Source organism: Rhizobium sp. J15 (genome assembly GCF_002531825.1).
Classification (GTDB): domain Bacteria; phylum Pseudomonadota; class Alphaproteobacteria; order Rhizobiales; family Rhizobiaceae; genus Rhizobium.
This window is the reverse complement of record NZ_NWSX01000069.1, coordinates 1-21,368: the sequence shown is the minus strand read 5'-3', so window position 1 is coordinate 21,368 and position 21,368 is coordinate 1. Positions and strand designations below refer to the sequence as shown.

At 57.9% G+C, this 21,368-nt stretch carries 13 protein-coding genes and 4 pseudogenes; 13 read left to right on the top strand and 4 right to left on the bottom strand.

The window, feature by feature from the left end:
• Nucleotides 1-231: 231 nt before the first annotated feature.
• Complete coding sequence (locus CO670_RS30955) at nt 232-1,146, bottom strand: hypothetical protein (protein WP_010034735.1); 915 nt, start codon at nt 1,144-1,146, stop codon at nt 232-234.
• Between the two features lie 935 nt (nt 1,147-2,081).
• On the opposite strand from CO670_RS30955, the gene nodA reads away from it, so the two are divergent.
• Nucleotides 2,082-2,669 carry a nodulation N-acyltransferase NodA gene (gene nodA, locus CO670_RS30940; protein WP_004679687.1) on the top strand — a complete coding sequence of 196 codons (588 nt, stop codon included), beginning with the start codon at nt 2,082-2,084 and terminating at the stop codon, nt 2,667-2,669.
• Nucleotides 2,670-3,079: 410 nt separating this feature from the next.
• Here the strand turns inward: nodA and CO670_RS33180 are convergent.
• Nucleotides 3,080-3,472 (bottom strand): annotated as a pseudogene (locus CO670_RS33180) (GDP-mannose 4,6-dehydratase); the annotation flags it as partial.
• Between the two features lie 297 nt (nt 3,473-3,769).
• Here CO670_RS33180 and CO670_RS30925 point away from each other — a divergent pair.
• The 10 genes and pseudogenes from CO670_RS30925 to CO670_RS30870 all read left to right on the top strand — a co-directional run bounded on the left by CO670_RS30925 (nt 3,770) and on the right by CO670_RS30870 (nt 16,783).
• A pseudogene (locus CO670_RS30925) lies at nt 3,770-4,714 on the top strand (IS630 family transposase).
• 250 nt (nt 4,715-4,964) lie between these two features.
• Nucleotides 4,965-5,858 carry a nitrogenase iron protein gene (gene nifH, locus CO670_RS30920; protein ID WP_004675840.1) on the top strand — a complete coding sequence of 298 codons (894 nt, stop codon included), beginning with the start codon at nt 4,965-4,967 and terminating at the stop codon, nt 5,856-5,858.
• A gap of 106 nt (nt 5,859-5,964) precedes the next feature.
• Entirely contained in the window at nt 5,965-7,467 is a 1,503-nt protein-coding gene (nifD, locus tag CO670_RS30915; protein WP_012489546.1) for a nitrogenase molybdenum-iron protein alpha chain, read from the top strand.
• A 123-nt stretch (nt 7,468-7,590) separates the two neighbouring features.
• Nucleotides 7,591-9,132, top strand: coding sequence for a nitrogenase molybdenum-iron protein subunit beta (nifK, locus tag CO670_RS30910; RefSeq protein WP_004677342.1), 1,542 nt, complete (start codon nt 7,591-7,593; stop codon nt 9,130-9,132).
• A gap of 58 nt (nt 9,133-9,190) precedes the next feature.
• Nucleotides 9,191-10,681, top strand: coding sequence for a nitrogenase iron-molybdenum cofactor biosynthesis protein NifE (gene nifE, locus CO670_RS30905; protein WP_064842698.1), 1,491 nt, complete (start codon nt 9,191-9,193; stop codon nt 10,679-10,681).
• 9 nt (nt 10,682-10,690) lie between these two features.
• Nucleotides 10,691-12,046, top strand: a complete 1,356-nt coding sequence (gene nifN, locus CO670_RS30900) for a nitrogenase iron-molybdenum cofactor biosynthesis protein NifN (protein WP_065092776.1) — start codon at nt 10,691-10,693, stop codon at nt 12,044-12,046.
• Nucleotides 12,043-12,537 (top strand): nitrogen fixation protein NifX, encoded by a 495-nt coding sequence (gene nifX, locus CO670_RS30895; RefSeq protein ID WP_008536565.1) that lies wholly within the window; start codon nt 12,043-12,045, stop codon nt 12,535-12,537. The genes nifN and nifX overlap by 4 nt, the downstream gene beginning before the upstream one ends.
• A gap of 3 nt (nt 12,538-12,540) precedes the next feature.
• Nucleotides 12,541-13,029, top strand: coding sequence for a NifX-associated nitrogen fixation protein (locus CO670_RS30890; protein WP_064842693.1), 489 nt, complete (start codon nt 12,541-12,543; stop codon nt 13,027-13,029).
• A 1,043-nt stretch (nt 13,030-14,072) separates the two neighbouring features.
• On the top strand, nt 14,073-15,005 hold the full coding sequence (locus CO670_RS30875; RefSeq protein ID WP_004675922.1) for a cation transporter: 933 nt from the start codon (nt 14,073-14,075) through the stop codon (nt 15,003-15,005).
• A gap of 588 nt (nt 15,006-15,593) precedes the next feature.
• A protein-coding gene (locus CO670_RS30870; RefSeq protein ID WP_089152671.1) for an IS3 family transposase occupies nt 15,594-16,783 on the top strand; the annotation gives its coding sequence in 2 pieces (ribosomal slippage) (nt 15,594-15,843 and nt 15,843-16,783; 1,191 coding nt in all).
• Nucleotides 16,784-16,875: 92 nt separating this feature from the next.
• Here the strand turns inward: CO670_RS30870 and CO670_RS30865 are convergent.
• A complete protein-coding gene (locus tag CO670_RS30865; protein ID WP_064842862.1) occupies nt 16,876-17,604 on the bottom strand; it encodes a carbonic anhydrase in 729 nt (242 codons plus the stop codon).
• A gap of 643 nt (nt 17,605-18,247) precedes the next feature.
• On the opposite strand from CO670_RS30865, the pseudogene CO670_RS30860 reads away from it, so the two are divergent.
• Both CO670_RS30860 and CO670_RS30855 read left to right on the top strand, forming a co-directional pair.
• Nucleotides 18,248-18,442 (top strand): annotated as a pseudogene (locus CO670_RS30860) (biotin/lipoyl-containing protein); the annotation flags it as partial.
• A gap of 163 nt (nt 18,443-18,605) precedes the next feature.
• Nucleotides 18,606-19,912, top strand: a pseudogene (locus tag CO670_RS30855) (helix-turn-helix domain-containing protein).
• A gap of 229 nt (nt 19,913-20,141) precedes the next feature.
• Here the strand turns inward: CO670_RS30855 and CO670_RS30850 are convergent.
• On the bottom strand, nt 20,142-21,368 hold a 1,227-nt coding region (locus CO670_RS30850; RefSeq protein ID WP_245426142.1), incomplete at its 5' end, for a Ulp1 family isopeptidase.

Sequence of the window (21,368 nt, the reverse complement as noted above, 5' to 3'; positions counted from 1 at the left end):
ATCGCCGCCGGATGAAAATTCAGTGGCAGGTCATTTGGTCTCGATGTTGCACAAGGAGCCAATTCCAGCGGCCACGAAGTACTTGGTATGCACCCGTGGGAACAACATGGGCGCTTCAATTGAACGGAAACTCAAATTTATGGCTGGCTCTGACAAATTACGGACGATCAGCGATAGTTCGGGTCTCCAGCGGGATTGCAGCATGAGGCCGGCAGTCAATACCAAAGGACATTACTGCGACTTCGCCGAATGCCGGTAATAGACATCCGCCAGAATGTGGTGGTCATGGCGGTAGACTTCGGCCATGATATTATAGAGGCTTGGATCGTGAGCCTCGAAATCTTCTGATGTGGCAATGGTGAGATTGCCTCGGCTGTAAGCCAAGTTCGTATTGAACCAAAATCGCGTGCCCTCGGCCCAATACTCATCGACGTTGTTCTCCATATAGGAACACGCCCAGAGGCCTTTCTCGTAGGCGTGCGAATAGGCACGTTCAACTCGTGCAACGAGATCAGGATCTACCGTGCGCAGCGCGTTGAAAATATTATGTGAGAATTCGTGAACAAGAATGTTCCCGCCGTAATACCGCGTGCCCGGCACGCCCATCAAATTCTCCACAGCTCCCGTCGTGTAGAGCCCGCCCATGCCGCGCGCCCTTTGTGCCCAGTAGTCTCGGGCAGTCATCTTGCCGATCGTGTTGGCGTAATCCCGCCGCTCGTCAGGGGTGAGACGTGGATCATCGGGAAGAGGCTTCTTCCAATCCCGCTGCTCGGGAATATCAGTCGTCGTCTCGTCAATTGCCATGACGCCCACCCGCGCTCCAGCCTGGATTAAAGCATCGCGGACATCACGGCGTTCTGACAACATGTAGAGGACAATGTCACGTGAGATCAATAGTGCCGTGTCTGGAACCTTGTTTGACGAAATAATAGGTATGCCCGCTGCGTCAGCATATTTGGCATAAAATGGATCCAGATTGAGTGATGTCGGTGGGCTGCGAACTATGAAAGTCTCGAAACTCGATACATCAGCCGCGGACAAAGGCGAGTCAGATAAGACATTCTCAGCGCCGCCGAGTCTGCCTGCGGATGCAGCAAGAAGGTACCCACCGCACAACACCATCCCCATCGAGCATACATCCATCATCGTGACCTCTCGTTAACGGCTGTCTTTCGTGAGACGACGCAACAACCGTGCCAGTCACTAAGTATTTCCTCGGGGGCTCATCGGCGCCGCCGGCTCTGTACCAGACCATGTGCGTGACGATCGGCATCCGGTGACCAGGGTATGACGATCACCTCATACCGTTATCTAGGAGAAAATTGCGATCTCGCGGCCGCCTCGCCAGTCCTGGGAGGCGTTTGCTGTGTCCGGGGTCCTAAAAGCTTGCACCGGAAACGCACTGATCTAGGAATCCATTCCTGTACCCATCATCTTCTCCCGAGGTCGGGATCGCCAGGCAAGTATGTCCTCTGGCAATCTTCGCCGATACCCAGCGTGCCGGTCCATGGGCTGCGATAGCCAAAGCGAACCAGGGCGTTTTGCGAGGGGAACCCCTTTCAGATTCAACAGGAGAATGCTGCTGCCTATCGCCGCGTCCCATTTTGTGTGGAATCAGACTGTCGCAAACCGAACATTCCGAAAAAACCCCTCCGCCAGGTCGGGTCGTTCGACGACTTTCGACGCCGGGATAGACCAGCCCGGTTCCGCCGAGGGTTCTAATGTGATCTCGACAATTTGCCTGATTATCGCCGAAAACGTCTTTGGCTTGCTTCTGCCTGAGTAGCGAGCCTCTCAGTCATGGTCAACTTTTCAGTTCAATGTCCTGGATGCCTGATCAAGATGATCCAGCATGATGGACAAGGCGGCATGTTCACGAAGAAGTTGGAGCAGCCGCTTCATCTGGCGTCGGCAGCCGATGGCAGGCCGATTGATTGGAACGCATCCATTGGACGGATGAGTTCCATCCAAACAAATGATTTCACCAGCTTATACCAGTGCCATTAGAAGCGCCCCAACGAGTGCGTATCAAGTAGTTGCTCTGTCGACGCCTGGACAGAGTATTAAGTGGAGGTTTAGGTATGAGCCCTCAGGTGCGGTGGAAAGTGTGCTGGGAAAACGAGTTGGAGCTCTCTGACCACACGGAGCTCGCAGATTTCTTTCGGAAGACCTATGGGCCAACTGGAGCTTACAACGCCCTTCCATTCGAAGGTGCTCGTAGTTGGTCAGGAGCTAGGCCCGAGCTTCGCGTAATAGGCTATGATGCGCACGGTGTGGCCGCTCACATGGGGTTGTTGCGTCGTTTCGTTCGGGTTGGCGAGGTCGATCTACTCGTATGCGAGCTTGGATTGTGGGGCGTGCGTCCAGATCTTGAGGGGTACGGCATTAATTCGATGCGCATTGTTTACCCAGTGCTGCAGCAACTTGGCGTTCGGTTTGCGTTCGGCGGTGTTCGGCAGGCGTTGCGCAACCTTGTTCTCAGGCTCTGCCGAAATGGTCTTGCGACGGTTTTGGAAGGGGTACGCGTGCGATCCACCCTTGCCGATGTTTATCTCAACCTCCCGCCGACGCGCTGTGAAAACGTAATTTTGGTAGTATTCCCAATAGGATGCTCAATGAGTGATTGGCCATCGGGGACCTTGATCGAGCGGAATGGCCCTGAGCTATGAAAGAGCATGGTCCCATAGCTGAAGTTATCCGAAGAGACGGTGGCGGCCCAGTGATCGGTGCGTCTATTTAACCCTCGACGACGGACCGACCCACACGATGACACATCCCGCACCTTTCGATCTGCGAACGCTTAGACGTCAAGCGTGAGATATTCGAGACAAGCAGGACCATCAGGAACATATGCCCCGAAGCCTCGGTACCGCAATCCGGGCACCTGGTGGAAGTATGAACATCATCGGCTAATGCCGTATTTTTGCGCGCTCGCGGGTTCACGATCCGCGCTCCTCGTTCGACCCGCTAACTGACGCCACTGCCGCAGAGCACGGCATCGGAGCCTGCGCACAAGCGCACTGCCGACCATACTGCGATGGCCGACAACCCAGATCTTCTTGTTGGACAAGTCGTACACTCAGAGCTCTTCCCGGCTGTTCAGGGCCTTCCAGTGCTTGACATCCTCGCGCACCATCTCGGCGACGAGCTCCTGAACCGGGGCCTTGTGTTGCCAGCCCATCTTCTGGCGGGCCTTGGTCGGATCACCGGCAGAAGATCAACTTCCGTCGGGCGGAGGTATCGAGGATCGACTTCAACAAGGCAGGCACCGGACGCGGAGTCGTAGCCAGTCGACGCCGGACGCCTTCCATTCCAAAGTAATGTTCACGTCGGCAAAAGCCCGCTCGAGAAATTGGCCGACACTCGTCGTCTCGCCGGTCGCCAAGACGTGGCCATCCGGTTTGTCCTGCTGCAGCATGCGCGACATGCCCTCGACATACTCACGTGCGTGGCCCCAGTCGTAGCTCCTGGCGCTGTTTTTGGCCAGCTGTCGGGCGCGGCGGGCCTGCGCGATCGAAGTTGGCTTGTTCAGCCACAAGGCGAAGCTCTATCACCTGGGCGCTCGCAGCGTCTCCCGTGCGATACGCCATTTCTCTCTTGGCTACAGGGATGTGCGATTGTCTCCTGTTTTCAAAGCTCTTTGTCCTGCTGATGGTCGCGGTCGCGCTGGCGCGCGGTCGACCTAGACATGTCCTGCGATTGATGAATCGATTGTGAGGTGACGAGAGCGACCGAAGCTGATTCAACATCCACAGCGGAGAGGTGGATGATGGGACAGGCCCTGAGCGATGATCTCCTAATACGGGTTTTGAAAGCGTCTGCGGCGGGCATGTCGGCTCGACAGGCTGCGGCTCGTTTCGGAGTTGGGATTTCGACGGCGATCCGCTGGATTGCAAGAGCGAAAGAGGGTGAGCTGACTGCTCGGCCACAGGGCTGGAGACGACCTTCGGCAGTGGATGCACACGAGGAATTCGTTGTCGCGTTGATCAACGAGCGTAGGGATGTGACGCTCGATGAGATGGTTGAGCGCTTGTCCGTCGAGCGGCAGGTGAAGATCAAGCGCAGCGCACTTGGCGCCTTGCTTGGAGGCCGTGGGTGGACCTTTAAAAAAAGACCGCACACGCACTGGAGCAGGACCGACCGGACGTCCTGAAGCGCCGGCGCGCCTGGTTCGATGGTCAATTGGACCTCGATCCGGAGAAACTGATCTTCATCGACGAAACCGGCCTCTCGACCAAGATGTCACGTCTGCGCGGACGTGCATTGCGAGGTGAGCGTTTGCCGTGCCGGCGTGCCGCACGGCCATTGGAAAACAACGACTTTCACCGGTGCGTTGCGCCTCAGCGGAATGACCGCCCCATTCGTCTACGATGGCGCGATGAACGGCAACGTCTTCCTTGCGTATGTCGAACAGGTGCTGGTGCCGCCCCTGGAGATCGGCGACGTCGTCATTATGGATAACCTGCCTGCACACAAGATAGCCGGTGTCCGCGATGCCATCGAACGTGCCGGCGCCAAGCTCATGTTCCTGCCGCCCTATAGTCCGGACTTCAATCCAATCGAGAACGCATTCTCGAAGCTGAAAGCCATGTTGCGAGGCCGAGCCGAGCGAAAGATCGATGCTCTATGGGATGCGGTCGGGGCCTTGATACCTCGCTTCACTGCGGCAGAATGCGCAAACTACCTTAAGGCCGCTGGATATGACCCAGATTGAGCAGGATTTGCTCTAGCGGTGCAAGTGATGCCATCACGACACCGTCTGTCGGCTTTGTCTGATCGGCGACATTAGGTTTGTTTGGCAGTTTCCTGTGGTGGTTCGGAGTAACTTTCTGAAACCCAACAAAAAGATCTTTCCTTTGGCTCGATCGGCCCACATGGCACGGGTTTTGAAGATTGCCATGCGAGGCGGCGCGAGCTGCCTGCCTTTTACTCAGCGATGGATGGAACGAAAGAAGGAAGGCGATATGTCAGATTTGCGTCAAATCGCATTTTACGGCAAAGGGGGGATCGGCAAGTCCACCACCTCCCAAAATACGCTCGCAGCGCTTGTCGACCTCGGGCAGAAGATCCTGATCGTCGGATGCGACCCGAAAGCCGACTCCACCCGGCTGATCCTGAACGCCAAAGCACAGGACACGGTTCTGCATCTGGCAGCGCAGGAAGGTTCGGTGGAAGACCTTGAGCTCGAGGACGTGCTCAAGGCCGGCTACAAAGGCATCAAGTGCGTGGAGTCCGGCGGTCCGGAACCGGGCGTCGGCTGCGCCGGGCGCGGCGTCATCACCTCGATCAATTTCCTTGAAGAGAACGGTGCATATGACGATGTCGACTACGTCTCCTATGACGTGCTCGGCGATGTGGTGTGCGGTGGCTTTGCGATGCCGATCCGTGAGAACAAGGCCCAGGAGATCTACATCGTGATGTCCGGCGAGATGATGGCGCTCTATGCCGCCAACAACATCGCCAAGGGCATCCTGAAATATGCCCATTCCGGCGGCGTGCGGCTCGGCGGCCTGATCTGTAACGAGCGCCAGACGGACCGCGAGCTCGACCTCTCCGAGGCGCTGGCTGCCAGGCTCAATTCCAAGCTCATCCACTTTGTGCCGCGTGACAACATCGTTCAGCACGCCGAGCTCAGGAAGATGACGGTGATCCAGTACGCGCCGGACTCCAAGCAGGCCGGGGAATATCGGGCGCTAGCCGAGAAGATCCATGCCAATTCGGGCCAAGGGACCATTCCGACCCCGATTACCATGGAAGAGCTCGAAGACATGCTGCTCGACTTCGGCATCATGAAGAGCGACGAGCAGATGCTGGCCGAACTACAGGCCAAGGAGTCAGCGGTGGTTGCGGCTCAATAACTGCCGCTGTCGACAGGACGCGCTGGCCCTTGCGCCAGCGCGTCCTTCCAAGAAAGCCGCTTCGGCGACGACGACCTAACCCGAACCTTGAAAGGGGCAGGGGCCCATGAGCCTTGATTACGAGAATGACAGCGTTTTGCATGAACAGCTCATTGCGGAAGTGTTAGCGCAATATCCAGACAAGGCGGCGAAGCGCCGCAAGAAGCACCTCAGCGTCGCAACGAGCGGCGACGAGCCTGGCGATGAGCCGAAGGCCCTTTCCGAATGCGACGTCAAATCGAACATCAAGTCCATTCCGGGCGTGATGACGATCCGCGGCTGCGCCTATGCCGGTTCCAAAGGCGTGGTATGGGGGCCGGTCAAGGACATGGTCCACATCTCGCACGGGCCGGTCGGTTGCGGTCATTATTCCTGGTCGCAACGCCGCAACTACTACGTCGGCCTGACGGGCATCGACACGTTCGTGACGCTGCAGTTCACCTCAGACTTCCAGGAAAAGGACATCGTGTTCGGCGGCGACAAGAAGCTTGAACAGGTCATCGACGAGATCGAGGAGCTTTTCCCCCTCAACAACGGCATCAGCGTGCAGTCGGAATGCCCGATCGGGCTGATTGGCGACGACATTGAGGCGGTGTCGCGCAAGAAGGCCAAGGAGCACGAAAAGACGATCGTGCCGGTACGCTGCGAGGGCTTCCGCGGCGTCTCGCAATCGCTCGGCCACCACATCGCCAACGACGCCATCCGTGACTGGGTTTTCGACAAGAACGAAGTCGAGTTTGAGACCGGCCCTTACGATGTCAACGTCGTCGGCGACTACAATATCGGTGGCGACGCGTGGGCTACGCGCATTCTATTGGAGGAGGTGGGGCTGCGCGTGGTCGGCAACTGGTCGGGTGATGCCACGCTCGCTGAGGTCGAGCGCGCGCCAAAGGCCAAGCTGAACCTCATCCACTGCTACCGCTCGATGAACTACATCTGTCGGCACATGGAGGAAAAATACGGCATCCCGTGGATGGAATACAATTTCTTTGGTCCGTCCCAGATCGAAACCTCCCTGCGCGAAATAGCCAAGCACTTCGGTCCGGAAATCGTCGACAAGACCGAGGCTGTCATCACCAAGTACCGGCCCCTGGTCGATGCTGTCGTCGACAAGTACCGGCCGCGCCTCGAAGGCAAGACGGTGATGCTCTATGTCGGCGGCCTGCGTCCTCGCCACGTCATCACGGCCTATGAGGACCTCGGCATGCGGATCGTCGGCACCGGCTACGAGTTCGCCCACAACGACGACTATCAGCGCACCGGCCATTATGTGAACAAGGGTACGCTGATCTATGACGACGTGACCGGTTACGAGCTGGAAAAGTTCATCGAAGGCATCCGCCCCGACCTTGTTGGGTCCGGCATCAAAGAGAAGTATCCGGTGCAGAAGATGGGCATCCCCTTCCGCCAGATGCACTCCTGGGATTATTCCGGCCCGTATCACGGCTATGACGGCTTCGCCATATTCGCCCGCGACATGGATCTGGCCATCAATAATCCGGTGTGGGATCTCTACGACGTCCCCTGGAAAAAAAAGGCCGCGCCAGCTGAGGCGGTTGCGGCCGAATGAGAGCCTGGCCTGTCTTGGAAGGGGGCAGGCCAGGCTCTTCCCATCGGACTTGATCCGCACTCGTGACAGATGACATCCCATTGCCGCCACCGGTGCGGCGCGATGAAAAGAAAGGTGCTTACTATGCCGCAGTCGGCGGAAAAAGTTCTTGACCATGCTCCCCTGTTCCGCGAGCCGGAATACAGGCAGATGCTCGCCGAGAAGAAAGCCAATTTCGAATGCCCCCACCCGGATCAGGTCGTTGCCGATCAAAACGACTTCACGAAGACCTGGGAGTATCGCGAAAAGAACCTGGGCCGCGAAGCCCTGGTCGTGAACCCGGCCAAAGCCTGCCAGCCGCTCGGTGCCGTCTTCGCAGCCGCAGGCTTTGAGCAAACGATGTCCTTCGTCCATGGCAGCCAGGGCTGCGTCGCTTATTACCGTTCGCATCTGTCGCGTCACTTCAAGGAGCCTTCATCGGCGGTCTCGTCCTCGATGACGGAGGACGCGGCAGTGTTCGGCGGGTTGAAGAACATGGTCGACGGGCTCGCCAATACATACAAGCTCTACGATCCAAAGATGATCGCCGTCTCGACCACCTGCATGGCCGAAGTCATTGGAGACGACCTCCACGGCTTCATCGAAAACGCAAAGAACGAAGGGTCGGTCCCGCACGACTTCGATGTTCCTTTCGCCCACACGCCTGCCTTCGTCGGCAGCCACGTCGATGGCTATGACGGCATGATCAAGGGCATTCTGGAGAACTTCTGGAAAGGCAACGAGCGGAAGGAGGTTGCTCAAGCCATCAACATCATTCCCGGCTTCGACGGCTTCTGCGTCGGCAACAACCGCGAACTGAAGCGCCTGCTCGACATGATGGGCGTATCCTACATCTTCATCCAGGATGCCTCCGACCAGTTCGACACGCCGTCTGACGGTACGTACCGCATGTATGACGGCGGCACGAAGATCGAGGACTTGAAAACGGCGTTGAATGCCGAAGCGACCCTGTCGCTGCAGCACTATAACACGCGCAAAACGCTGGAATATTGCAAGGAGGTCGGTCAGGTTACGGCTTCGTTCCATTATCCGCTGGGTGTTCAGGCGACCGACGAATTCCTGATGAAGGTCTCGGAGATTACCGGCAAGGAAATTCCTCCGGCAATCGGCCTGGAACGCGGCCGTCTCGTCGACGCTATGGCAGATAGCCAAGCCTGGCTGCACGGGAAGAAATACGCGATCTACGGCGATCCTGACTTCGTCTACGCCGTTGCCCGGTTCGTCTTGGAAACCGGCGGTGAGCCGACCCACTGCCTTGCTACCAACGGCACGTCGGCCTGGGAAGCCGAGATGAAGGCGTTGCTCGCATCCTCGCCCTTCGGCAAGGATGCCCAGGTCTGGGCGGGCAAGGACCTGTGGGCGTTGCGCTCGCTGCTCTTTACCGAGCCGGTTGATCTTATGATCGGCAATTCCTATGGCAAGTATCTCGAGCGCGACACCGGCACCCCATTGATCCGGCTGACCTTTCCGATATTCGACCGGCACCATCACCACCGTTTCCCGCTCATGGGCTACCAGGGCGGCCTGCGCGTCCTGACGACGATCCTCGACAAGATCTTCGACAAGCTCGATCGCGAGACGAGCGAGCCGGGTGTGACGGACTATTCTTACGACCTGACCCGCTAGGAGCGGCGGCGGTCGGCCTTGCTAGGCCGGCCGCCTTCATCTGAACTTGGAGACCGCAATGCCCTTGCTCAATGCTAAAGTCCAGGATGTCTTTGACGAGCCTGCCTGCGAGAAGAACCGCAGCAAGGATTCCAAGGCGCGCAAAAACGGCTGTTCGAAGCCGCTGATCCCCGGGGCGGCAGCCGGCGGATGCGCTTTCGATGGCGCCAAGATCGTGCTGCAGCCGATCACCGACGTCGCGCACCTGATCCATGGGCCTCTCGGCTGTGAGGGCAATTCCTGGGACAACCGCGGATCGGCTTCCTCAGGTCCAACGCTCTGGCGCACGAGCTTCACGACCGACCTCACTGAAACCGAAGTGGTGATGGGGCACGGCGAGCGGAAACTTTTTAAAGCAATCCGCGAGATCAAGGAGGCCTATGCTCCACCGGCGATTTTCGTCTATTCGACCTGTGTGACAGCATTGATCGGCGACGACATCGAGGCCGTCTGCAAGCGGGCCGCGGAAAAATTCGGCCTTCCGGTGGTGCCGGTCAACGCACCGGGCTTTGCCGGCTCCAAGAACCTTGGCAATAAGCTCGCCGGTGAAGCGTTGCTCGATCATGTGATCGGCAGCGTAGAGCCGAACGACGTGACCGCCTACGACATCAATATCATTGGTGAGTTCAACCTATCCGGCGAGTTTTGGCTGGTAAAGCCGCTTCTTGACCGGCTGGGGATCAGAGTAAGGGCCTGCATTCCAGGAGACGCCCGATATCTTGACATTGCTTCTGCGCATCGCGCCAAGGCGTCCATGTTGGTGTGCTCGACAGCACTCATCAACCTCGCCCGCAAAATGGAGGAGCTCTGGGATATCCCGTTCTTCGAAGGCTCCTTTTACGGAATTACCGACACCTCGGAAGCACTCAGACAGATAGCCAAGCTGCTCGTGATGCAGGGGGCGGATCCCGAAATCCTCGAGCGCACCGAGGCATTGATCGCGGAGGAGGAGGCGATTGCCTGGATGAAACTCGCAGCATATCGACCAAGGCTTGAAGGCAAGCGCGTGTTGCTCAACACCGGCGGCGTCAAGTCCTGGTCGGTTGTCCATGCGCTGATGGAGGTGGGCATCGAGATCGTGGGCACCTCGGTCAAGAAATCCACGCCTGAAGACAAGGAACGTATCAAGCAACTCCTGAAAGACGAAAACCACCTGTTCGAGTCGATGGCGCCGCGCGAGCTTTATAACATGCTCGCCGACGGTAAAGCCGACATCATGTTGTCTGGCGGGCGCACGCAATTCATCGCGCTGAAGGCCAAGACACCTTGGCTCGATATCAACCAGGAACGCCACCACCCCTATGCCGGCTATGACGGCATGGTGGAGCTCGTTCGCCAGATCGATCTTGCTATTCACAATCCGATCTGGATGGAGGTGCGGGAGCCGGCACCGTGGGAATGCCAGCATGCGGTGGAAGAAGAACTGACGAATACCAAGAGCGAGAACGAGACTGGGTACGTCTTGCAAAACTTTGTCGGCGCGGTCGCCGGCAGCTTCGGCAAGCGTTGAGGAAAGCCGATGGTTCAAGTCTTTCCCCAGACCAAATCAGCTGCGGTCAATCCGCTGAAATCGTCGCAGCCGCTCGGCGCCGCGCTCGCCTTTCTTGGCGTCGAGCGTGCCGTGCCGCTGTTCCACGGCAGCCAGGGCTGCACCAGCTTGGCGCTGGTACTTTTAGTCCGGCACTTTAAGGAAGCCATTCCCTTGCAGACAACGGCATTGGACGCAGTGGCGACGATTCTTGGCGGCGCAGGCAATCTGGAAGAGGCGATCCTAAATCTCAAGAGGCGCGCAAAACCCAAGCTGATCGGAATTTGCACGACAGCCCTGGTGGAAACCCGCGGCGAAGATTTCGCAGGCGATCTCGCCAACATCAAGCGGGATCGTGCCGATGAGCTCGCGGGTACGGAGGTTGTGCTGGCGAATACCCCGGATTTCGAGGGAGCGATCGAAGAGGGATGGGCGAAGGCCGTCATCTCTATGGTCGAGCGCATCACCACTCCAGGCGAGCAGAGCCGCCACCAAAAGAAGATTGCGATCCTGCCAGGATGGCATCTGACAGTCGCTGACATCGAGCTTCTGCGCGAAACGGCCGAAAGCTTCGGTCTGAAGCCGGTGATCCTGCCGGACATTTCCGGCTCTCTCGACGGCACGGTGCCCGGCGATCGTTGGGTTCCGACCACCTATGGCGGTACTCCCGTCGACGAGATACAAGAGCTTGGCACGGCGGCGCAATGTATCGCGATCGGCGAGCATATGCGCCGCCCCGCAGAGCTACTGCGGACCCGGACGGGAGTCCCTTACGCATTGTTCCAGTCGCTGACAGGATTGAAACGAGCCGACCGGTTCGTCTCGTTTCTTTCTGAGATTTCTGGTGCGCCGGTGCCAGCAAACATCCGCCGTCGCCGAGCACAGCTGCAGGACGCCCTGCTCGACGGACATTTCCATTTCGGAGGCAAGAAGATCGCAATTGCTGTGGAGCCGGACCAGCTCTACCAATTCGCTACCTTCTTCACCGGCATGGGCGCCGAAATCGCGGCAGCGGTCACCACGACCGGCACCTCAAAAATACTCGCGGAAATGCCGGCCGAATCGCTCCAGGTCGGTGATCTTGGCGATCTCGAAGAACTTGCCGTCGGCGCTGATCTTCTCGTCACGCATTCGCATGGACGACAAGCGGCGGAGCGCCTTGGGATTCCGCTCATGCGGGTGGGCTTCCCGATATTCGACCGACTCGGCAGCCAGCATAAGCTCACAAGTCTCTATCAGGGAACGCGCGACCTGATCTTCGATGTTTCCAACATCTTCCAGGCCAATCAGCGCGCGCCGTGTCCTGGATCGCTTGATCCCTCCCGCAAAGGAGAACTGCCTAGATGATCGCCGCTCGTCGCCTTTCCCTCGTCCCTGACGGGGTTCACTCGTCAGCTCCAAAACGGAAGGCTGGCGCGTTGCGCGTCGCAATCGCCACTCAAGATATGAAATCTCTCGACGCCCATTTCGGATCGGCAAAACGTTTCGTCGTCTATGATGTGAGTCCCGACGACTGGAAACTGGTGGAAGTCCTGGACTTCGAAGACGTTTCCGACCAGAGCGGAAAGCATCGGAACGAGGACGTCGATCGTATTAACCCGAAGGTGAAGGCGTTGGAAGGTTGTCACCTATTGTTCTGTCTGGCGATCGGTGGGCCATCGGCAGCCCGAGTTGTTTCGGCCAAAATCCACCCAATTAAAGTATCCGATCCTCAACTGATCGAAGATGTTTTGTCGCGAACTCGGGCGATGCTCAGGACTACTCCGCCACCCTGGTTACGCAAGGTGCTAACCGAAGCAGGCGCCATTGAAAAGAAGCCTTTCGATGAGGAGGACTAAGAAATGGGTACATTGACAGGAAGTACGGATGGCCCTGCTGTCAACGAGGATGGGGATCTCGCCACCCCTTTTCTCAGATGCCTGATAAGGCTCATTCGCGCTCAGGATGCCCATGGGGCGTGGGAAGGCAAATCGGACGCTGACCTGCTGGCCGACTTCATCCTCACCAAGGAGCAGCGCCGTAAGATCCCGATCATAGGCGATCCGGATCCGTACGTGCTGTGGAGGCTACAGAACTTTTACAGTTGCGTGGGGCTTGTGATCGAAGAGTGCACAGGCCTGTTGGCATCGCCGATCATGACGATCGGCCATGAGGGCTTCGGCCGCTTGCTTTTGACGACTGGACGGTTGGTCGTTCTGTCGAAGACCCTGCGCGATGTCCACCGGTTCGGCTTTGAGACGCTAGGCAAGCTCGCCGAGACCGGCACGAAAATGGTCGATGACGCTATTGAAGTTATCGAAACCTATCCCGACGTGGCGCGGGCATCATGAAATCAATTTTCGAGGAAAGAGATCATGTCAGACATTGTGGAGCAACTGAAGAAGGTCCGCAAGCTGCAGTCCCGCGCCGCCGCTGCCAAAATCTCAGCATTTGCAATGGCCAGAACGAGAGTTCGATGGTGAGCTCACTGGCATGATCATGGCTCTCAACCACGCGGCGGTTGCCGCCTGAAGAACTGCCAGACTCTCGTTGCCGCAGACGACATTGCTGCGCAATCTCGCGAACAAATCAGGAGAACGGTGTTGCGTTTCACAATCTTTTGCGGCCTCCTGCTGCTCGTCGTCTGGGCGAAGGCACTAACGAGTTACTTCGTCTGGCATTCCATCCACGAAGTCATCGTTGCAATGGTGGCTAGTTTGTTGCTTCTTCAGTGGGCGTATATCGCAAGCCTGCTCTTTTCCATCTGGCAATCCAGCCGTAATTACAGGAGTCGCCAAAGGGCTAGACGATCCGATCATCGCTAGACTAGAACGTGGTCAGCCACAGCCTATCATGAGGGCGAAAACCTCGGCGTTCTTTGGAACGCCTCTCATCAAATCAGATCCAACCATGAGTCAACGGAATTCGAACCTGCCGGATGACGTGGATGCGTCGAGAGCCCTATCGCCGCGCAAGCTCTGCAACCTCGGCCGTGCCATGATGACGTGTAACAGGTGGCCTGCTCATGCCCTATCTGTGGTGGCTCCGACTTCATTCGCGGCGGCGAGACCGTCAGCGAAGTGCTGGACTATGTTCATGCGTCCTTCCGTGTCGTGCATCATGTCCAGCCCCGCTTTACCTGCAAAGCAAAATTGGCCCTTGTTTAGATAGTCGAGGCCGCACTGCCAGAACACAGCGAGGCGATTTTGTCTTGTGGCCAGGTATGTGAAAGACGCTCATGCGAGCCAGCAGCACTGGACAGGAGAGGTCAGCATTTGAATTTAAAAAGGGTACCTTGATCCAAAAGTGGATGTGCTCGCTTCAGTAGCTGAATTGGATGGTCTGTACCGCGTCCAGAGGACCATAAAGAAACGTAAGTTATAAGGCTGAGCCTATGAATTTCATGAGAACGGAGCAGGGGCTTCTCTGCGTTTCAATTGCCGTTACCATCCTCCTTGCCTGCATCGGCATTTTGTTCGGGATCATTTCAGGTTCGTTCGCAATCATATTCGATGGTGTCTACGCATTGACGGACGCTGCTATGACTGTCGTAGCTCTGCTTGTTACAAAGCTCATCGCGTCATCCGAAGCGCCCTCCAGCAAAGGAAAACTTATCGAGCATTTCACGATGGGGTTCTGGCATCTTGAGCCCATAGTCTTGGCTCTCAACGGCATTCTCATAACCGGGTCGGCTGTTTACGCACTTGTCAACGCAATCGGCAGCATATTGCATGGGGGACGTCCGCTCAACTTTAGTCAAGCGATCGTCTACGCCGTCGTAACACTCGGTGTGACAGCCACCATGGGGGTTATTGGTGATCGAGCTAATCGTAAGATCAAATCTGATTTCGTTGCCCTGGATACGAAAGCTTGGCTGATGTCCGCCGGGCTAACGATCGGGTTACTCGTCGCGTTTGCCATCGGATATTTCATTCAGGGGTCTTCTTACGAATGGATCTCGCCGTTTATTGACCCGGTCGCGCTGGCATTAATCTGCATTGTGATCATTCCCATTCCGGCGGGCACGGTTCGGCGAGCGCTCGCCGACATACTGCTTGTTACGCCATTAGATCTCAAACAACAAGTTGACGCGGTCGCCAAAACAATCATCGAACGACATGGATTCATATCCCACCGGGCTTATGTGGCCCGGGTCGGCCGAGGCCGGCAAATCGAGCTACATTTCGTTGTCTCAGAGGACCTCCCGGCGAGGAAATTGCAGGAATGGGATAAGATCCGTGACGAAATCGGGCTCGCGATTGGTAACGAGGGTCCGAGTCGTCGGCTCACCATCGCCTTTACAACCGATCCTGAGTGGGCGGATTAGGATTTTGAACCGAATTTGGAGCCCTGTATCGCAGGCATTCCATAACGGGCGTGATCCTCGAACCGGATCCATAGCTCGGCGTTTTTTCCAGCCACCATGCGTCAATTTCACGGTTCGTACCAATCTTCGATCAATGCGGCCAGTTTCGATGCCGTAGTTTTCCGTTATGCCTCCAGGCGCGATACTCGATTCAGCGAATAGGGTTGGCTGAACCCAGATCGCGCCTTTGCGTTCAAGCTCCACAGGCGGTTTCGCCGTCTTGATCTTGTTGAGATCCTGCCGGAGGCCGATTGTCTCGCGTTCTTTGAAACGAGCGACGCCTATGTCCTTGTACTGGCTCAGGAGGGCGCGGCCCAGCTGCCCAGGTTCCGATAGATGTCATCGCGCAGCTGTCGGACCTGTCGATTGAGCTCACCAAGTTGCGCAGGCGTATGGTCGGAAATTTCCAGAAGAGCGTCGCCCAGGCAGCCAGCTCGCGACCTCAGCTCCGGCCCGCGTAACCCGCCGGGTGATGCTGCGGGCGGTGACCTTGCCCCGTCGAAATAATCCATTTTGAAGTAAGCTCTGGCCCATTGAGAGGACCAGAGAATGAAGCGCAACCGTTTCACAGACGAACAGATCATCGGGATTCTGAAGGAGCACGAGGCTGGCACGCCGGTCTTGGAGCTTTGCCGCAAACACGGTGTCAGCGATGCCAGCATCTATAAATGGAAAGCGAAGTTCGGCGGCATGGAAGTGTCGGAAGCCAAACGGCTGAAGACGCTGGAGGACGAAAACACAAAGCTGAAGCGGCTTCTGGCAGATGCCATGCTCGACAATGCCGCTTTGAAAGACCTTTTGGGAAAGAAGTGGTGACGCCCGCAGCAAAGCGGCGAGCTGTCGCGCATCTGGTTGATCAACATCAGATGAGCGAACGGCGGGCGTGTAAAGCCATCGGCTATTGTCGGATGACGATCCGTTACGAAACCAGGCGCGGTGACGACCATGACCTTCGCGATCGGATGAAGGCGCTGGCCCATGAACGCCGCCGCTTTGGCTATCGACGTCTTCATGTGCTGCTCAGACGTGAGGGACATCTTGTGAACCACAAGCGGCTCTTCCGGCTCTATCGAGAGGAAAAGCTGGCCGTGCGCAAGCGCGGCGGCCGCAAGCGAGCGATAGGCACACGAGCGCCGATGCTGATCCCGATGGCAGCCAATGATCGCTGGTCGTTGGACTTCGTGTCGGATCAGTTCACCGATGGGCGCAGGTTCCGAGTGCTGACCGTGGTCGATGATTGCACCAGGGAGTGCCTGGCGCTCGTCGCCGATACGTCCCTTTCCGGCCTGCGGGTTGCTCGTGAGTTGGACCGGATCATCGAGGGGCGAGGCAAACCGAAGATGATCGTCAGCGACAATGGCAGTGAGTTCACCAGCAACGCGATCCTGCAATGGACGGATCGGACCAAGGTGGAATGGCACTACATCGCGCCCGGCAAGCCGATCCAGAACGCCTTCATCGAAAGCTTCAATGGGCGGCTGCGAGACGAGTTCCTGAATGAAACGCTCTTCTCGTCACTGGCGTATGCTCGGTCAGCGCTTTCAAACTGGTGCAGCGATTACAACGATCATCGACCGCATTCCGGCCTCGGCTGGCTGACACCGGCCGAGTTTGCCCAGACCATCAACCCGCGACGTGATGCGGTGCTGCGCAGCCGGAATGGCTCCGCACCGCAACCCGCCGCTACCGCCGCAAATACAGCAACCCAAAACCGTCGGAGCGAACTCAAAACTGGATAAAACTTGGGGGCAGGGTCATCAGCGACTATGGTTCCGCGAACGCGACGAGGCGCCCGCGGATAGCCGTCGGCAACATGAAGTCGCCTCGTAGGTCAGACCTTGTGCAGAAAATCGACCACGCCGGTATCGAGATCATAATAGGCGGGCACGATCTTCACCTTGCCTTCCTCGACCAGGCGAGAAACAATCGCACTTTCGGTGAGGATGCGCTCGGCGCCGTTGAAGGCATTGGCATGGACGGTCTTGTCGACAAAATTGTCGCCGCGATCGGTCTCCGCCAAAGCCACGGGCAGGATCGGCTGGGTCATCTTGCCGATTGAGCCATCGAGCTTGGTGCCCTTGGACACGACCTCGCAGGCGGCGGAGACCGCCCCGCAACGCTTGTGGCCCATGACGACGATCAGCGGCGCATGCAGATGTTCGGTGCCATATTCGATCGTGCCGAGCACATCGGTGTCGACCACGTTTCCGGCATTGCGGGCGACGAAGAGTTCGCCGAGCGTCACGCCGCCGAATACAAGTTCCGGCACGACACGGCTGTCGGAACAGGTCAGCACGATCGCCCAAGGTGCCTGGCTCTTGGCGACGTCCTGCCGGCGCTTGGAAATATTGGCGGCGCAGGCTTCCGTGTCGGCGACGAATTTCTTGTTGCCTTCCTGGAGTTTTGCCAGTGCTTCATCCGGCAGGAGGGCGGGAGCGTTCGAGGCGAATGCCGGCATGGTGATGTCAAAGCCTGCAGTCATGACGGCCACGCCTCCGATGCCGGCAAATTTCAGCAGGGAGCGACGGCTGAGTGGGGAGGAATTGCATTCAAAGCACATGGTATCGGTCCTTTTGCAATATCCGGGATGGCTGCGGAGAAATGGCACCTGCTCCAAGTCATGTCCGGCAATTCTCCGGGAATCGGAGAATGGCCGATTGGTTATGCCTTGATATGGCACTCATCAAGCGGAATTTTGACGCATCGGAGGAGCTAAGCCAATCCTGGAGTATTGCCCCGGCCGTACGGTAGATCAACCCGGCCCTGACGGGTTCTGGCGAGGGATGCTCATGCGCGGCATATTGGGTTGCAAGGGACCCTTTGGGCGCTGCCTTCTGCTTCTTTAGTGGCTCCGCTGCCGCCGGCGGGATCGCATTCATTAACTCACTCGGGAACCTAGGAGCATTTGTGGGGCCGTTCGTTATAGGGTATCTCCGTAGTCAGCCCGGAGGTTTTCCACAGGCCTATACGCTTTGGCAATCATGGGCCTAGCCGCGACAGTCATGTTGATTTTCCTCCTGCGCCTCCTGCGCCTCCTGCGCCTCCTGCGCCAAACTCGATAGAAACAACCAGATGTTCTTGTGTTTGTTGTCACGTGAACCGAGCCGGTTAGGTGCACAACGAGATGCGGCTCGGGTCCGCGAGGAACCAACAGCAAGAGCTCGCAAAATTCCTCAGCGTCACCGGCCGCCGTCTTCGCACCCAAGGCCGAACCCGGCAATGCCGCTCATGTCGGCGCACCGATGCCGGGCGCCATCTCGCGCGTCTTTGTGTCGCCCGGACAGGCGATCAATGCCGACGATGTGCTGGTGTCGACCGAAGCGATGAAGGTGGAAACGGCAATTCACGCCGAGGAGAACGGCACGATCGCCGAAGTTCTCGTCAAAGCCGGCGACTAGATCGATGCCAAGGACCTGCTTGTAACTATCGCGGCCGGTTCAGCGTAAAGTTCCATAACGTTGATTATGCTATTTGGTGTTGTAGCCGCAAAGTTGAAGTGTCCTGATTCTGCAAAGTTGGAATGTCACACTCTCCCCGTTTTGATGACGGCGGAGATTGCAGATGGGATTGATAGCGATGAGCGAGCGTGATCTGCAGCGGATCGCGGTTTTGTCGAAGGTTGCCGACGGCCGCATGACGATGGTGTCGGCGTCGCATGTGCTTGCTCTCAGCGAGCGCCAGGTGCGGCGGCTGTTGGATCGCATCAGAACGACCGGTGCGGCATCGATCCGGCACAAGGCGATCGGCCGGCCGTCGAACAACCGGATCAGCGATGGTGTTCGCGATTATGCGGTGACGCTGGTTCGTGAACGTTATGCGGATTTCGGTCCGACGCTGGCGGCCGAGAAGCTTGCCGAGCGCGATGGATTGCGTGTGTCGCGCGAGACGTTGCGCGGCTGGATGACGCAGGCCGGATTGTGGCTGTCACGCAAGCAGCGGCGGACGTTTCATCAGCCGCGCTTGCGGCGCGAAGCCTATGGCGGGCTGGTGCAGATCGACGGGTCCGAGCATCGCTGGTTCGAGGATCGTGGAGATCCGTGCTCGCTCCTGGTGTTTGTCGACGATGCGACGGGCCGGTTGATGCAGTTGCGGTTCGTGCGCTCTGCCTTTTATTCCGACAAGCACTCGGTCTTCCGGGTGACGAAGAAGGAGGCCAAGGGTGGTCAGGGCATGACCCAGTTCGGGCACTCTCGGAGCTAAATATCGAGATTCTCTGTGCAAACTCCAGCCAGGCCAAAGGCCGTGTCGAGCGGATGAACCGGACGCTGCAGGATCGTCTGGTCAAGGAATTGCGACTGGCAGGCATCGACAGCATGGAGGCAGGCAATGCATTTCTGCCGGGCTTCATGGTGGACTACAATGGGCGGTTTGCGATTGTCCCTGCCCGATCCGATGACCTGCACCGGCCGGTAAATCTTGCACCGGATCGGTTGAAAGAGATCCTGTGCAAACGCGAGCAGCGCTATGTCGGATCGCAGCTGACGTTTTCGTTCGAGCGTAAGCGGATCATGCTGGAGGAGAGCGACGTGACGCGCGGATTGGCCGGCCGCTATGTCGAGACCTATGCCTATGCCGACGGCCGCCTCGATGTACGATGGAAGGGACATTCCCTGCCCTACAAAACCTTCGACAAGGACCAGCGGGTGACGCATGCGGCGATCACCGAGAACAAACGGCTCGGCGACGTTCTGTCTTATATCAAGGAGCGTCAGGAGCAGCCGTCGAAGCCGGTGGTGATGACCAACAGCGAGATGAACGGCTATGTGCGACGTGCTCACGGTCCGGGACGGCGGAAGGATTTTACGAACGATCCGGCCGTCATCGAACGCCATAAAGCTGCGCTGGCAAAGCGCGATGCTGCCGAGTGAGGCGTCGATCGCATCGTCTTAAAGCTAAAGCCGATGGGTGCCCCTCACCCGCCCCCGCTCCGCCCTTTCAACCCGGCCCAGCCGGTCGGATCGGGGCTGATCATCAGAGCCAGCGTCGCGTTTCTAACTGGCTGACAATGTCGCCCCTCTAATCAGCTTTGACAGCAATTGTAACCGCAAAGTTAGAATGTAAGAACGACTGGCATCTATTGCTCGATCCATCTCCACCCTATTGCAGGAAAAGGTAAATGTCGCTCTGCATGCCTGATGGCCCCAGAGTGGCCGTGTAGGGCACACCATGGATAGTGATGCTGGTCTGGGGTTTGTCCGCGCTCGGCAGCAAGTCAAACAAGTACATTGCAGGCAGAAGGTCATCTGGTACCGGTTGATTGCCGTGTTGCCAGCTCGGAGGGACAAATCCTCCCAAGTCGTCCACAGGCAGCGTGTACTGTGGGGTGCCGAAGATCGATGCCCCCAAGCTTTGCTCCCATGGTGCGTCTGGCGGATTGACGCTTTGCACCGGTGAATAGGCAGCTGACGGCAAATCCTGCCGGAAGGTCGCTGTATTCCAGCTATCGGGAAGCTGGCCGGGTTGACCCACTCCATGCCAAAACTCTGCGGGATCGGCGATCTGTGTGGAGGACTCCGGTTCAGCCGCCGCAGCCCCCGCTCGAGCACTGTTGGGCGCGGGGCTCAGACGTCGTTGGAGTTGCTCCCGATCGGCGACGAGGTTGTCGAGGTGCAGCACGGCTGGCCGGTCTCTTCGCGCCAGACGTCTAACGAGCGCCCGCGTGCCGTCAACCACGAAGACTCCGCAATCATAGCCGTTCCGCTGTTGGGTCATGCGGACGGGCTCCAGACGGGTACCCAACCTTTGTGCGAGCATTGCTGCAAACTCGTCGTTCTGGCCCCGGAAGGAGTCATAGTGATAGGCAGCCGGCCCCTCGCGGTTGCGACGGTCAACGAGTAGCAGCGACCAATGGGTGCCGCGGTGATCAGGATCCGAAGCACTGGCATCGCTCACTGGAAGGAACAGGAAGTCGGCTGTATCTCTTCCATTCTGATCATTAACGATGCGCTGGAAAGCGCTCAGCGCGGTGCTCTCATCGCCCAGGCGCAGATGATAATGGGCTATCAGGGGATCGATAAGCCGCGTCCTGGCGGCGAGATCCGGATCGTTTCGCTGCAAGTCCTGCATTAGCAGCTCATAATCCGTCTGGATATGCTGGTCGCCCAGCCATTCGATATGGTCGAGCGACAATCCGCTGCGGCCTTCGATCGATGGATCAACCTGCTGCAGCGGCGAAGTTGATCTGAACTCGGCACGTGAATCCGAACGGCCGTCCAGACCGGCCGGTTCCCGGCCACTTGCCTGCTCAGGGGACAACCCCGACGCTGCGTTCGCCTCAACGACTTGCTGGTACTGCCGAAGCCGCTTGAAAGAGATAGTGTGTTT